Source organism: Azonexus sp. MM2026_4 (assembly GCF_055901855.1).
This window is the reverse complement of record NZ_CM148380.1, coordinates 1,396,772-1,410,185: the sequence shown is the minus strand read 5'-3', so window position 1 is coordinate 1,410,185 and position 13,414 is coordinate 1,396,772. Positions and strand designations below refer to the sequence as shown.

Sequence of the window (13,414 nt, the reverse complement as noted above, 5' to 3'; positions counted from 1 at the left end):
GACGCATGGGCAACCTGCCATCCTATCTTTCGCAGGAACACCTCGGTCCCTGGCAGACCTATCTGAGCCAGATCGAAGCGGTCGCGCCCTACATCGACGCGCCGCTGCGGCCGTGGATCGAAACCCTGCGCAGGCCGAAGCGCTCGCTGATCGTCGACGTCCCGCTGCGCCGCGACGACGGCGAGATCGTCCATTTCGAGGGCTATCGCGTGCACCACAACGTCTCGCGCGGGCCGGGCAAGGGCGGCGTCCGCTATCACCCCGACGTCACGCTGTCGGAAGTGATGGCGCTGGCGGCCTGGATGACGATCAAGAACGCCGTCGTCAACGTCCCCTACGGCGGCGCCAAGGGCGGCATCCGGATCGATCCGAAACAGTTGAGCCAGGCCGAACTGGAACGCCTGACCCGGCGCTACACCAGCGAGATCAACATCCTGATCGGGCCGGACAAGGACATTCCGGCGCCCGACATGAACACCAACGAGCAGGTGATGGCCTGGATGATGGACACCTACTCGATGAACCAGGGGCGGACCGCCACCGGCGTCGTCACCGGCAAGCCGCTCTCGCTGGGCGGCAGCCTGGGGCGTCAGGACGCCACCGGGCGCGGCGTTTTCGTCACCGCCCAGGCGGCGGCGGCCAAACTCGGTCTGGCGATCGCCGGCGCGCGCCTTGCCGTGCAGGGTTTCGGCAACGTCGGCGAGGCGGCGGCGCGCATCTTCCACGACGGCGGCGCGCGACTGGTGGCGGTGCAGGATGTCGGCGGTACGGTGTACAACCCGGCCGGCATCGACCCCCGCGCCCTGCGCGAGCATTTGCGCGCGGGCGGCCGGATCGGCGATTTCCCGGGAGCGACGCCGGTCGCGGCCGGCGAGTTCTGGTCGCTCGACTGCGACATCCTGGTGCCGGCCGCGGTCGAGGGCCAGATCACCGCCGCCAACGCCGGCGCCATCAGGGCGCGGATGATCGTCGAAGGTGCCAACGGTCCGACCACGCCGGAAGCCGACGCCATCCTCGGCGAACGGGGCGTCCTGGTGGTGCCGGACGTGCTGGCCAATGCCGGCGGGGTGACCGTCAGCTATTTCGAATGGGTGCAGGATTTTTCGAGCTTCTTCTGGACCGAGGACGAGATCAACGCACGCCTGACCCGGATCATGAGCGAGGCCTTCGATGCCGTCTGGCAGGTGGCGGCGGACAAGGGCCTGCCGCTACGCACTGCGGCCTTCGTCGTCGCCTGTCGGCGGGTGCTGGCGGCGCGGGCGGTGCGCGGCCTCTATCCGTAACGTCGATAGCGCAGCCGCCGTCCGGACTTTTTCTGTCAATCGACGGCTGCCAGACCTATAATCGCGGCCATGGTTTCCGTCGTCCATTCCGTCGCCGCTCACGGCGATTCCGAACAGTCCCTGGCCGTGCTGACGGCCGGCTTGCCGGAGGCCGATGCCCGGCGTCTCCGGGAAGCCGTCGATTTCGCCGCCCAGGTTTACGGCAACAGCCTGCTCGGCAGCGGCGAGGGCATCTGGGCGCACGCGCTCGGCATGGCGGTGATCATCGCCGGTCTCAGGCTCGATGCCGATTCGCGCATCGCCGCGCTGCTCTTCGCAGTGCCCGCGCAGGACGAGCACGGCGTCCTGCACATCGAGGAACGCTTCGGCAAGGCGGTCGCCAGCCTGGTCTATGGCATCTTCCGGCTCAATCGTCTGCGGCCGATCGCCAAGGGCTTCGTTGCCGTCGATCTCGAGGCCGGCGAGAGCAACCCGGCGGAAATGCGCGCCCAGGTCGAGGTCCTGCGCAAGATGCTGCTGGCCATGGTCGAGGACATCCGCGTCGTCCTCCTGCGCCTGGCCAGCCGGACGCAGACGCTGCGCCATTACGCGGCGCAGCCCGACGACCTGCGCGTGCAGGTGGCGCGCGAGACGCTGGAACTCTATTCGCCGCTCGCCAACCGGCTCGGCGTCTGGGAACTGAAGTGGGAGCTGGAGGACCTGTCGTTCCGCTTCATCCACCCCGACATCTACAAGACGATCGCCAAGCAGCTCGACGAAAAACGCAGCGAGCGCGAAGCCTTCATCGCCGACGCCGTCGCCCGCGTCCGCGCCGAGCTGGCCGAGGCCGGCATCGCCCACGCGGAGATCTACGGCCGGCCGAAGCACATCTACAGCATCTGGAACAAGATGCGCAAGAAGGGCGTCGGCTTCGCCGAGGTCTATGACGTGCGTGCCCTGCGCATCATCGTCGACGACGTCAAGGACTGCTATACCGCGCTCGGCATCGTGCACAACCTGTGGACGCCGATTTCCAAGGAATTCGACGACTACATCTCGAAGCCGAAGGGCAACAACTACCGCTCGCTGCATACCGCGGTCGAGTGTCCCGACGGGCGCAGCCTGGAAATCCAGATCCGCACCTGGGACATGCACAAGCACGCCGAGCTCGGCGTCGCCGCGCACTGGCGCTACAAGGAAGGCGCCAAGGCGCCGGGTGCCGATGCCTACGACGAGAAGATCGCCTGGCTGCGCCAGTTGCTGACCTGGAAGAACGAGGTCGCCGACAGCTCCGACTGGGTCAACCACTACAAGCAGGCGGCGCTCGACGAGACCATCTACGTGATGACGCCGCAGGGCCGCGTCGTCGACCTGCCGTCGGGGGCGACCGCCGTCGATTTCGCCTACCGCGTCCATACCGACCTCGGTCACCGCTGTCGCGGCGCCAAGATCAACGGCCAGTTGATTCCGCTCAACACGTCGCTGGAAACCGGGCAGCAGGTCGAGGTGCTGACCGCCAAGCAGGGCGGGCCGTCGCGCGACTGGCTCAATCCGGCACTCGGCTACATCCACACCAAGAGCGCGCGGATCAAGGTGCGCGCATGGTTCGCCAACCTGGCGCTGGAAGAGACGCTGGCCGAAGGGCGGGCGCTGGTGAGCAAGGAATTGCAGCGCGCCGGGCAGACCGGCGCCAACATCGACGAACTGGCGCGCCGCCTGGAGTTCGCCAAGGCCGACGACCTCTACATCGCCGCCGCCCGCGGCGAACTCAACCTGCGCCTGTTCCAGGCGGCGGCGCGCGGCGAAGCGGCGGCCGACACGCAACTGCCGGACGAAGTGCAGACGCGGGCGCCGCGCAAGCACAGCGACGGCAACCAGGGCATCCTGATCGTCGGCGTCGACAAGCTGCTGACCCAGCTCGCACGCTGCTGCAAGCCGGCGCCGCCGGACGAGATCCACGGCTTCATCACGCGCGGCAAGGGGATTTCGATCCACCGCGCCGATTGCCCGAACTTCGCCAACCTTGCCGCGCTGCACCCGGAGCGGGTGATCGAGACCGACTGGGGCAGCGAGACGACCGGCACCTTCGCCTGCGACATCGTCGTCGATGCGCACGACCGCCAGGGCCTGCTGCGCGACATCTCGGAAATCTTCACCCGCGAGAAGCTCAACGTCGTCGGCGTCAACACGCAGTCGCGCCAGGGCAACGCGCACATGAGCTTCACCGTCGAAATCGTCAATCTGCGCCAGTTGCAGCGCACCCTCGGCCTGATCCACGAGGTCGAAGGCGTTGTCGGCGTCCGTCGTGCCTGAATCCAGGGAGTCCCCGATGAAGGGAAACGTTGCTGCCATCGTCCTGATCACCGTCGGCGTCGTCGCCCTCGGCGCCAACCTGGACCTCTTTCACGTCAACATCTTTCAGTTGATCGGCACCTGGTGGCCGCTGATCCCGATCGGCGTCGGCATCACCATGCTGTTTTCCCGGGATGGCCGCCAGGATCGCTCCTGAGCGGCAGCGGTCAGCGCAGCAGCAGCGGCGCCGCGGCGTCGAGGTCGGCCTGGCGCAGCATGCCGAGCTTGCCGCCGATCACCTTGCCCTGGCGATCGATGAACAGCGTGTAGGGCAAACCGCCGCGCGCGTTGCCGAGGCCGGACATCAGCGCGTGCGCCTGTTCGCGGGCGAGATAGACCGGGTACTGGATCGGGAAGTCGCGGGCGAAGGCCTTGACCGCCGCCGCGTCGTCCTCGATGCCGATGCCGACGACGTCGATCTTGCCGGCGTGTTTTTTGGCGAAGCTGTTGAGCTCGGGAATCTCGGCCCGGCAGGGCGGACACCAGCGAGCCCAGAAATTGACCACCAACGGCTTGCCGCGGTAGCGGCTCATCGCCACCGGCCGGTCGTCGGCACTGGCCAGCGTGGCGCCGAAGAAGGGGGCGCTGTCCGGCGCCGGTTGGGCGGCGCTCAGGTTGGCGGCAAGGGCGAGGGCAAGGGCGGCGAGGAGTTTCTTCACGGGGCGCTCGGGGAAAATGGCCAGGGGCTGAATATTAGCATTCGTTAAATGAGCTGTCCGCCGACCTGCGGCAATTTGTCGCAGGTGGCGCCGGCAGGGCTGTGCCAGAATCGCCGCCGGTCCTGCCGGGAGGCTGCCGGTACGGCCATGCAGAAGGAAACAAGTGAACAGGAAGATACTTCTCGACCTCATCGGCATCCTGCTGATCCTGCTGGTCGTTGTCGTCGGCTACAAGCTGTCGCCGCTGCTGCTGCCGAAATCGGACCTGACGGTCCAGCCCGACGCCGCCTGCAACCTGCAGGAAGGCGCCTGTTCGGCAAGCTTGCCCGGCGGCGGGCGGGTCACGCTGAATATCGGCACGCGGCCGATCCCGCTGGTCAAGGCCTTCCCGGTGACGGTCGAGGCGAGCGGCGCCAGCCGTGTCGAGATCGATTTCGCCGGTGTCGACATGGACATGGGCTTCAACCGCCCGTCGCTGCAGGAGCGCGCGCCGGGCGTCTTCGCCGGCGAGGCGACGCTGCCCGTTTGCGTCACCGGCCGCATGAGCTGGCAGGCGACGGTGCTGGTCGATCTGCCCGGTTCGCGGGTAGCCATTCCCTTTCGTTTCGTGACCGGCTGACATGTCTGAACGCATCCTCGCCGCCATTGCCGCCGCGCTCGCCGCGCTGATCCTCGGTCTGCTGCTGTTCTGGCATCCCGATCCCGGCGCCCGGCCGGCGCCGCCGCCCAGCCCGCTGCCGGCGGGCGGCGATTTCACGCTACAGGGGGCGGCCGGGCCGGTCGCGCTGCACGACTACGCGGGCCGTCTCGTCCTCGTCTATTTCGGCTACACCTTCTGTCCCGACATCTGCCCGACGACGCTCAACACCGTGCTCGAGGCGCGCGCGCTGCTGACGCCGGAAGAGCGGCAGAAGGTCGCGCTGCTCTTCGTCTCGGTGGACCCGCAGCGCGATACGCCGGCCCACCTCAAGACCTATCTCGAATTCTTCGATCCCGGCTTCGTCGGCGTCACCGGCGACGCGCAACAGATCGCCGAGGTCGCCGCCCGCTACGGCGTGATCTACAAATTGCAGCCGGCGGGCGAGGGCGGCAACTACGCCGTCGATCACTCGGCGGAAACCTTCCTCGTCGGCCCCGACGGCCGCCTGCGCGCGCGCCTGGCGCACGGCACGACGTCGGCGCAGATGGTCGCGCTGATCCGTCAATACCTGAACTGAAACAAGGAGTCCTGCCATGAAACGCCTGTCCCTGCTGATCGCCGCCCTCGGCCTGTCGAGCGCCGTCCTTGCCGGCAGCGCCGACGACGTCGCCGTCGTCGATCCCTACATCCGCCTGGCGCCGCCCAACGCGACCGCCACCGGCGCCTTCATGCTGCTGAAGAATGCCGGCAAGGCGGAGGCTCGTCTGGTCAAGGCGGCGAACCCGGCGTCGCAGCTGAGCGAACTGCACACCCACATCAACGACAACGGCGTGATGCGCATGCGCCAGGTGGCCGAGATCGCCATTCCAGCCGGCGGCGAGACGGCGCTCAAGCCGGGCGGCCTGCACGTGATGATGATCAACATGAAGGCGCCGCTCAGTGAAGGTCAGATGGTGCCGGTCACGCTCGGTTTCGCCGACGGCAGCAGCAAGCAGGTCGAATTCAAGGTGACGCGGGCGATGCCGGCGGCAGCGCCGGCAGCGATGCCGATGAATCACGCGCACCACTGAGTCCCGGCGGCGGCACGGCGGCGCTTGCCGCGGTGCCGCCTGGCGCGTGCTGCGCTCAGGCGCGGACCGGGTGTTTGGCGAGTTTGCGCTGCAGGGTGCGGCGATGCATCTTCAGGGCGCGCGCGGTGGCCGAGACGTTGCCGTCGTTTTCCTTGAGCACGCGCTGGATGTGTTCCCATTCCAGGCGGTTGACCGACAGCGGCTCGTCCGGCGTGCTGTCGCTGGCGGATAGCTCGGCGTCGTCGAAGGCGCTGAGGATGGCCTCGATCTCGACCGGCTTGGCGAGGTACTGCGTGGCGCCGCGCTTGATCGCCTCGACCGCGGTGGCGATGCTGCCGTAGCCGGTGAGGACGACGATGCGCGCCTGCGGATTGATGTCCAGCAGTTGCGGAATCAGCGACAGCCCGGAAACGCCGGCCAGGTTGAGGTCGAGGACGATGCGCGACGGCTGGTGTTGCTGCGCCAGTTGCAGGGCTTCCTCGCTGTTGTGGGCGCCGATCGCGGTCTGCTGGCGGCGGCCCAGCGTGCGCAGCAGGATAGCGTTGAAGGTCGGGTCGTCGTCGATGATCAGGATCGGTGCGGTCATTTCTTTTCGATGGGTAGCAGGATGCGGGCGAGGGCGCCGCCGTCGGCGGGATTGCTCAGTTGCAGTTCGCCGCCGAGCTGGCCGATCGCCGAGCTGGTGAGCAGCAGGCCGACGCCGAAGCCGCCGGCGTGGTCGGGGAGTTTCTGGCGGCCGCAGAGGCGCAGTACCTCGTCCGGGAAGCCCGGGCCGCGGTCGCGGATTTCGATCTCGATGCGTTGCCGGTTCCACGCCAGGCCGATGTCGATCGGCGCCGGACTGGCGTTGGCGGCGTTGTTGAGCAGATTGAGCAGCGCCTGTTCGAGGCGTGGGTCGATCGCCAACTGGGGCGCCGCGTCCCGGTTGAGCACCTGCAGGCGGCAACTGGCGGCCGGGCGCAGGGCCTGCCACTGGCAGCGCAGTTCGTCCAGCCACTGGTCGACCGGCTGCGCGTGGCTGGCTTCCAGGCGCTCGGCGCCGGCCCGCCGCGACAGGCCGGTGATGATCGTCTTGCAGGCGGCGACCTGCTGCCGCAGCAGCCCGAGGTCGTCGCGGGCGTCGTCCGGCAGGCGCTCGTCGCCGGCCAGTTCGCCGAGGATCAACGCCATCGTCGCCAGCGGCGTTCCCAGTTCGTGGGCGGCGCCGGCGGCCAGGGTGCCCATCGCCGTGATCCGTTCGTCGCGCAGCGCCTGTTCGCGCGCGGTGGCGAGTTCGGCGTCGCGCTGGCGGATCAGCCGGGTCATGCGCAGGATGATCCAGGCGATCAGCAGCGCCGAGACGGTGAAGGTCAGCCACATGCCGATCAGGTGCAACTGCGTCGCCCGCGCCGCATCGGCGATCGGCAGGGGCAGGTAGTAGAGCATCAGCAGCGAGTAGGCGACGACCGCCGTGCCGCCGACCAGGAAGACCAGCCGTTGCGGCAGGCCGAGGGCGGCGATGGCGACCGGCGGCAGCAGCAGCGAAACCAGCGGATTGGTGGCGCCGCCGCTGAAGAACATCAGCGCGCTGAGGGCGACGATGTCGATCAGCAACTGGCTGCACAGTTCGTTGGCGCTGGCTTCCCGGCTGCGCGCCGCCTGCCACTGGCCGAAGCCGTTGAGCAGGGCGACGACGAGGAGGATCGCGAACATCACCGGGCGCGGCAGCTCGATGCCGATCAGCGGCGGGGCGACCACTACCAGCAGCGCCATCGCCGCCAGCATCGCCCAGCGCAGGGCGAACAGTCGGCGCAGGTTGAGCAGGTACTCCCTGCTGTCGGCAGTGGGGGCGATCAGTGGCATGCGCGGATTATCGGCGATTTGCCCGGCGCGGTGCGCGCCCGGTGGCTGCGGCGGATTGTCGCAGCCTGAGGCGTTCCGGCGCACTGACTTTTGCGGCGAAGCCTACTTATAATGGAAAAATTATCAGAGAGATAAAATATAAAAATGCCTTTTGCATTGCGCGACAATTTTCTGCTCGCCCTGTTCTATGCGTTGACCGGCTGGCTGGCGTTGCAGATTGCCGTACCACCGGGTTATGCGGCGCCCCTTTTTCCACCCGCCGGGATCGCCCTGGCGGCGCTGCTGGTGCGCGGCCCACGCTGTCTGCCCGGCGTTTTCGTCGGCGCTTTCGCCGTCCAGTCGCTGGCGGCAATGCAGAGCGGGCTGTCGAGCGCGGTCTGGCCGATGCTCCTCCTGCCGGCACTTGGCGCCACCGCGCAAGCCGGCTTCGGCTACCTGCTCGCCGGCCGTCTGCTCGGGCGCGATAACCCGCTCGACAGCCCGGACAGCATCGTCCGCTTCGTCTTCGTCGTCGCCCCGCTGTCGACGCTGATCAGCCCGACGCTGGGGACGGCGACGCTCTACCTGATGCAGGCGACCGCCTTCGCCGACCTGCCTTTCACCTGGGCCAACTGGTGGGCCGGCGACCTGCTCGGCATCCTCATCATGGTGCCGCTGCTGCTCGTCTTCTTCGGTCGTCCGGCCGACGAGTGGCGCTCGCGGCGGGCCACCGTCAGCGTGCCGATGCTGATCGCGCTGGCCGTGCTCGCCGCCAGCTTCGTCCAGATCCGGCATTGGGAAGAGAAGCGTCAGCAGGCGCAACTGAACCGGGATGCCGAACACCTGGCGAGCCTCGTCGGCAAACGGCTGGACGCCCAGCTCGACCAGGTACAGGCGCTCGAACGCCTGGCCACCGTGCATCCGGCGCTCGACGCCGGGGTCTGGCGCGACTTCGTCACGCCGCTGCTCGAACGCTATCCGGGAACGCAGAATTTCGGCTGGAGCCCGCTGGTGGCCGATGGCGAGCGCGATGCCTTCGAGGCCGCGGTGCGTGCCGGCGGCCATCCGGAGTTTGTCATCCTCGGCCGCGATCCGTCGGGCAAGACCTTTGTCGCCCAACGTCGCGACGAATACCTGCCGATCCTGCATGTCGAACCCCTGGCCAGCAATCGCAGCGTCCTCGGTCTCGACCCGCTGGTTCTCGAGCAGACCCGTGCCGCCGCCCGGCAAACCCGGGAGACCGGCAAGCCGGTGGCTTCGGGATCGATCCGCCTGGTCCAGGAAAGCGGCGAGCAGCGCGGCGTGGTGGTTTATCAGGCGGTGTTCGGCGCTCGGCCGGCGCGCCAGATCGGCATGGTTTCCGCCGTCTTTCGCATGGACGACGCGTTGAATTCGGCCCTGCGCGGCAAGATCGGGCAACTGCAGCTCTGCCTCAGCGATCTCGACCAGGGCGCCGGCCAGCGCCTCTACGGGCCGGCCGCATGCGCCGATGGCGCCTGGCCGGGGCGACGGCTGCACTGGCGCGACCGCATCGAGTTCGCCGGCCGCCACTGGCAACTGACGATTGCCGCCAGCGACGAGTACATGGTCGCCCTGCGCAACTGGAGCGTCTGGGCGACGCTCGCCGTCGGCCTGTTGTGCACGGCGGTGCTCGGCGCCTTCCTGCTGCTGACCAGTGGCCGCACCCGGCGCGTCGAGCGGCTGGTCGAGGAGCGCACCCGGCAACTCGCCGAAGCCGGGCGGCAGGTCGCGCAGCAGCAGGAGGAACTGGCGCAGGCGCAGCGCATCGCCCGTCTCGGCAGCTGGGAAATCCTGCCCGGCAGCGGCGAATGCCATTGCTCCGACGAGTTGCGCAAGGTACTGCGTTTGCCGCCGGGAGAAACGATCCGCCGCGATGGACTGATCGAGCGGATGCATCCGGATGACCGTCCCGTGCTGGCGCGGGCGCTGGATCAGGTGGCCGCGGCACCGGGGCGAGCGGATTTCGACTGCCGCCTGGACGGCAACGGGACGCTCGCCAGCACGCTGCATTTCCGCATCGAGAGCGACTGGGTCAAGGGGGCCGGCCTGCGCATCCGCGGTACCGCCCAGGACGTCACCGCGGCGCGGGTGGCCGAGGAGCACATTGCCTTCCTCGCTCATTACGACGTGCTGACCGGCCTGCCCAACCGCACCCAGTGGAACGAACGGGCGCATCTCGAACTGCGCAGCGCGGCGCTGCAGGGCGAGTGCCTGGCCGTGCTGTTCCTCGATCTCGACCATTTCAAGGCGGTCAACGATTCGCTCGGCCATCCGGTCGGCGATCAACTGCTGTCCGGTGCTGCCCGCCGCTTCGCCGGCTGCCTGCGCGATGGCGATTTCCTCGGTCGCCTCGGCGGCGACGAATTCGTCGTCCTGCTGCCCCGCCTCGAACGCCCGGAGGACGCCGCCGTCGTTGCCCGCAAGCTGATCGCCGCGCTGCAGGCGCCGATGCTGATCGAGGGGCATGAACTGACCGTGTCGACCAGTGTCGGCATCGCCGTCTTCCCGGAAGACGGCGAGGACGCCAGCACCCTGCTCAAGCATGCCGACGTCGCGATGTACTGCGCCAAGGACCAGGGGCGCAACACCTATCACTACTTCAAGCCGGAGATGGACGTCCACGCGCTCGAACGCCTGATGCTGGAAAACGCGCTGCGCCGCGCCATCGAACGCAACGAACTGGTCCTCCATTACCAGCCGCAGGTCGCCGCCGACGACGCCCGGGTGCTCGGTTGCGAGGCGCTGGTCCGTTGGCAGCACCCGGAACTGGGCATGTTGCAGCCCGGCCAGTTCATCAGCGTCGCCGAAGAAAGCGGCCTGATCGTCGCGCTCGGCGAATGGGTACTGGAGACCGCCTGCCGGCAGCTCGCCGCCTGGCAGGCCGCCGGCCGCGAGCTGGTGGTGGCGGTCAACATCTCGGCGCTGCAGTTCCGTCACAGCGGCTTCTTCGACAGCGTGCGCCGCATCCTGCGCGACACCGGCGTCGATCCCCGCCATCTCGAGCTCGAACTGACCGAGAGCGCGCTGATGCAGCCGACGCCGGAAGTCCTGGCGCGCATGCAGCAATTGCGCGACCTCGGCATCATGCTGGCGCTCGACGACTTCGGCACCGGCTACTCCAGCCTTTCCTACCTGAAGCGCCTGCCGATCCGCCGGCTCAAGCTCGACCGCAGCTTCGTCAAGGACCTGCCCGACGACGCCGAGGACGTGGCGATCGCCATGGCGACGCTGTCGCTGGCCCGCGACCTGGGCATGGACGTCGTCGCCGAAGGCGTCGAAAGCGAGGTGCAGTGGCGCTTCCTGGCCCAGCACGGCTGCCAGGTGATGCAGGGCTTCCTGTTCAGCCGCCCGTTGCCGGTGGACGCCTGGGAGCGCTGGCTGGCCGAGCGGCAGCCGGCCTAGCCGGCAAGCGCCGCGCTCAGTGCGGCGATCATCCAGGCGTGGTCGAGGACGCCGGCGCTTTCGCGGACGCTGTGCATCGCCCACATCGGCGCGCCGACGTTGACGCTGGGGATGCCGAGGCGGGCGGCGACGATCGGGCCGATCGTGCTGCCGCAGCCGAGGTCGCTGCGGTGGGCGTACTGCTGACAGGGGACGCCGGCGCGCTCGCAGATGGCGAGGAAACGGGCGGCGCTGGCGGCGTCGGTGGCGTAGCGCTGGTTGGCGTTGCGCTTGATCACCGGGCCGCCGTTGACCAGCACGCGGTGGCAGGGCTCGTAGGCGGCGGGAAAGTTCGGATGCCAGCCGTGCGCCATGTCGGCGCTGATGAAATAGCTGGCGGCGAGCATCCGTCGCTGGTCCTCGCCGTCCAGCCCGCAGGCGGCAGCGAGCCGCTGCAGGACGTCGCCGACGAAGCTGCCGCCGGCGCCGACGGCGCTTTCCGAGCCGACTTCCTCGTGGTCGAAGAGGGCGACCAGGCTGCTCGCCGCGTCGTCTTCCTGCGCCAGCAACGCGCTCAGCGCGGCGTGGCAGGAGGCCAGGTTGTCGAGCTGGCCGTTGGCGACGAATTCCCGGTTGGCGCCCCAGAAACTGCCCTTTTGCGTGTCGCAGGCGACCAGGTCCCAGGTCAGCAGCTGCCCCGGATCGACGCCCAGGGCGTCGGCCAGCGGCCGACGGAACTGGGTGTCGGCGCCGTCGCCGGTACTGCCGAGGAGGAGCGGCAGTTCGGTCTGCTTGTTGAACTTGAGGCCGTTCTCGTTGGCCTCGCGGTTCATGTGGATGGCCAGGTTGGGCAGGCGCAGCAGCGGCCGGTCGATGTGCAGCAGGCGGCTGACGATGGCGTCGCCGGCGCGCACCATGACCCGGCCGGCGAGGCCGAGGTCGCGGTCGGCGAAGGTGGCGAGCAGCGGTCCGCCATAGACTTCGACGCCGATCCGCACCAGGCCGGCGGCGTCTTCCGCCGGGCGCGGCTTGACGCGCAGGCCCGGCGAATCGGTGTGGGCGCCGATCAGCGTCAGGCCGCTCGTCGCCAGTGGCCGTTTGCCGAGGCGGAAGGCGAGCAGCGACGAGTCGCCGCGCGTCACGTAGTAGCGTCCGCCGCTAGCCAGTGTCCACCGTTCGCTTTCGTCGAGCCGCCGGTAGCCGGCGGCCTGCAGGCGCTGGCTGGCGCTGGCGACGGCGTGCCAGGGGCTGGGGCTGGCGTCGATGAAATCGAGCAGGTCCTGTGCCTGCTGGTGGCTGGCTTCGGGAATCGCGATCATCGGCGGGGTCCTTGCTGGGTGCAGGCGTTGACGATGATGTCGCCGATGCGCGGGTGGTAGAGCATGGCGAGATGGCCGACCGGCGGCAGGTCGGCGTTGTGGGCGCCGGGCAGCCGCTGGTTGGCCTGCGGCATCACGTAGTTGTCGGCCGGGTTGCACAGGGCGATCGTCGGCACGCCGGTCTTCTCGCCGCTCATGTCGCGCAGCCACAGCGAATCGGGCTCCATCTCGCGGGCGTTCTGGCCGATGCCGTAGCGGGCCAGTTCGCTGCCGGCGTTCGGCGTCGCCAGCGTGATCAGCGCCTGCACCTTGTCGTTGCCGTGGCGGGCGAGGTAGGAGCGGCAGACCAGGCCGCCCATGCTGTGGCCGACCAGGGTCAGGCGGCGGGCGCCACTCTCCCGGCAGACGGCTTCGATGCGCTCGCCGAGTTGCGGCACCATGCGGCCGAGACTGATGAAGGGCGGAAACAGGCTGACGCTGGCGACGGTGCAGCCGGCCGCTTCGAGGCGCCGGCGGAGCAGCCAGAAGACGCCGCGGCTGCAGCCGTAGCCATGCACCAGCAGGACCACCCGGCCGCCGCGGTCGAGGCGGTCGGCCGGCATCCACAAGGCTTCCAGCGGAACGACCAGGAGGAAGGTGAACAGGTAGGCAGCGTAGTCCTGCAGCATCAGCCACAGACGCCGGCCGACGTTGCGCGGGTAGCCGGGGCTGGCGTAACGGGCGGCCAGCCGCCAGGTACCGGCGTTGAGCAGGGCGCGGCTGACGAGCAGCACGGCAAACGCGGCGAGCAGCGCGTGGCGTGCCGGGAGGCCGAACAGGGCGCTGGCCAGGAAGTAATAGGTGGCCAGTTCGGCGGCCAGCCAGAGCAGTACGGAGATCGGTTGCATGC

The 13,414-nt window shown here is 68.8% G+C and carries 12 protein-coding genes; 7 read left to right on the top strand and 5 right to left on the bottom strand.

Annotation, left to right across the window (positions count from 1 at the left end; translation table 11 throughout):
* Positions 1-5: 5 nt before the first annotated feature.
* From AC0KWY_RS06410 to AC0KWY_RS06400, 3 genes are all read left to right on the top strand, one after another.
* Positions 6-1,283: a Glu/Leu/Phe/Val family dehydrogenase gene (locus AC0KWY_RS06410; protein WP_474028802.1), complete on the top strand. Its 1,278-nt coding sequence runs from the start codon at positions 6-8 to the stop codon at positions 1,281-1,283.
* Between the two features lie 69 nt (positions 1,284-1,352).
* On the top strand, positions 1,353-3,575 hold the full coding sequence (locus AC0KWY_RS06405; RefSeq protein ID WP_474028801.1) for a RelA/SpoT family protein: 2,223 nt from the start codon (positions 1,353-1,355) through the stop codon (positions 3,573-3,575).
* A gap of 16 nt (positions 3,576-3,591) precedes the next feature.
* On the top strand, positions 3,592-3,771 hold the full coding sequence (locus tag AC0KWY_RS06400) for a LiaI-LiaF-like domain-containing protein (protein ID WP_416693105.1): 180 nt from the start codon (positions 3,592-3,594) through the stop codon (positions 3,769-3,771).
* A 10-nt stretch (positions 3,772-3,781) separates the two neighbouring features.
* On the opposite strand, the gene AC0KWY_RS06395 is transcribed toward AC0KWY_RS06400, so the two are convergent.
* Positions 3,782-4,273: a TlpA family protein disulfide reductase gene (locus tag AC0KWY_RS06395; RefSeq protein ID WP_474028800.1), complete on the bottom strand. Its 492-nt coding sequence runs from the start codon at positions 4,271-4,273 to the stop codon at positions 3,782-3,784.
* Between the two features lie 163 nt (positions 4,274-4,436).
* Here AC0KWY_RS06395 and AC0KWY_RS06390 point away from each other — a divergent pair, with 163 nt between their 5' ends.
* Genes AC0KWY_RS06390 through AC0KWY_RS06380 form a run of 3 tightly spaced genes read left to right on the top strand, consistent with a single transcriptional unit; the run spans position 4,437 to position 5,983 of the window.
* Positions 4,437-4,892: a hypothetical protein gene (locus tag AC0KWY_RS06390; RefSeq protein WP_474028799.1), complete on the top strand. Its 456-nt coding sequence runs from the start codon at positions 4,437-4,439 to the stop codon at positions 4,890-4,892.
* A gap of 1 nt (position 4,893) precedes the next feature.
* Positions 4,894-5,490: an SCO family protein gene (locus AC0KWY_RS06385; RefSeq protein ID WP_474028798.1), complete on the top strand. Its 597-nt coding sequence runs from the start codon at positions 4,894-4,896 to the stop codon at positions 5,488-5,490.
* Positions 5,491-5,506: 16 nt separating this feature from the next.
* A complete protein-coding gene (locus tag AC0KWY_RS06380) occupies positions 5,507-5,983 on the top strand; it encodes a copper chaperone PCu(A)C (RefSeq protein ID WP_474028797.1) in 477 nt (158 codons plus the stop codon).
* Positions 5,984-6,038: 55 nt separating this feature from the next.
* Here the strand turns inward: AC0KWY_RS06380 and AC0KWY_RS06375 are convergent, their stop codons facing one another.
* Both AC0KWY_RS06375 and AC0KWY_RS06370 read right to left on the bottom strand, forming a co-directional pair.
* A complete protein-coding gene (locus tag AC0KWY_RS06375; protein ID WP_474028796.1) occupies positions 6,039-6,569 on the bottom strand; it encodes a response regulator transcription factor in 531 nt (176 codons plus the stop codon).
* Positions 6,566-7,825 carry an ATP-binding protein gene (locus AC0KWY_RS06370; protein WP_474028795.1) on the bottom strand — a complete coding sequence of 420 codons (1,260 nt, stop codon included), beginning with the start codon at positions 7,823-7,825 and terminating at the stop codon, positions 6,566-6,568. The genes AC0KWY_RS06375 and AC0KWY_RS06370 overlap by 4 nt, the downstream gene beginning before the upstream one ends.
* 144 nt (positions 7,826-7,969) lie before the next feature.
* On the opposite strand from AC0KWY_RS06370, the gene AC0KWY_RS06365 reads away from it, so the two are divergent.
* Positions 7,970-11,227: an EAL domain-containing protein gene (locus AC0KWY_RS06365; protein ID WP_474028794.1), complete on the top strand. Its 3,258-nt coding sequence runs from the start codon at positions 7,970-7,972 to the stop codon at positions 11,225-11,227.
* Here AC0KWY_RS06365 and AC0KWY_RS06360 read toward each other — a convergent pair.
* Together AC0KWY_RS06360 and AC0KWY_RS06355 are read right to left on the bottom strand one after the other, a co-directional pair.
* Positions 11,224-12,525, bottom strand: a complete 1,302-nt coding sequence (locus tag AC0KWY_RS06360; protein ID WP_474028793.1) for a M18 family aminopeptidase — start codon at positions 12,523-12,525, stop codon at positions 11,224-11,226. The two genes, AC0KWY_RS06365 and AC0KWY_RS06360, sit on opposite strands and share 4 nt — an antisense overlap.
* Entirely contained in the window at positions 12,522-13,412 is an 891-nt protein-coding gene (locus AC0KWY_RS06355; RefSeq protein WP_474028792.1) for an esterase/lipase family protein, read from the bottom strand. Before AC0KWY_RS06355 ends, AC0KWY_RS06360 begins: the two co-directional genes overlap by 4 nt.
* Positions 13,413-13,414: the final 2 nt, after the last annotated feature.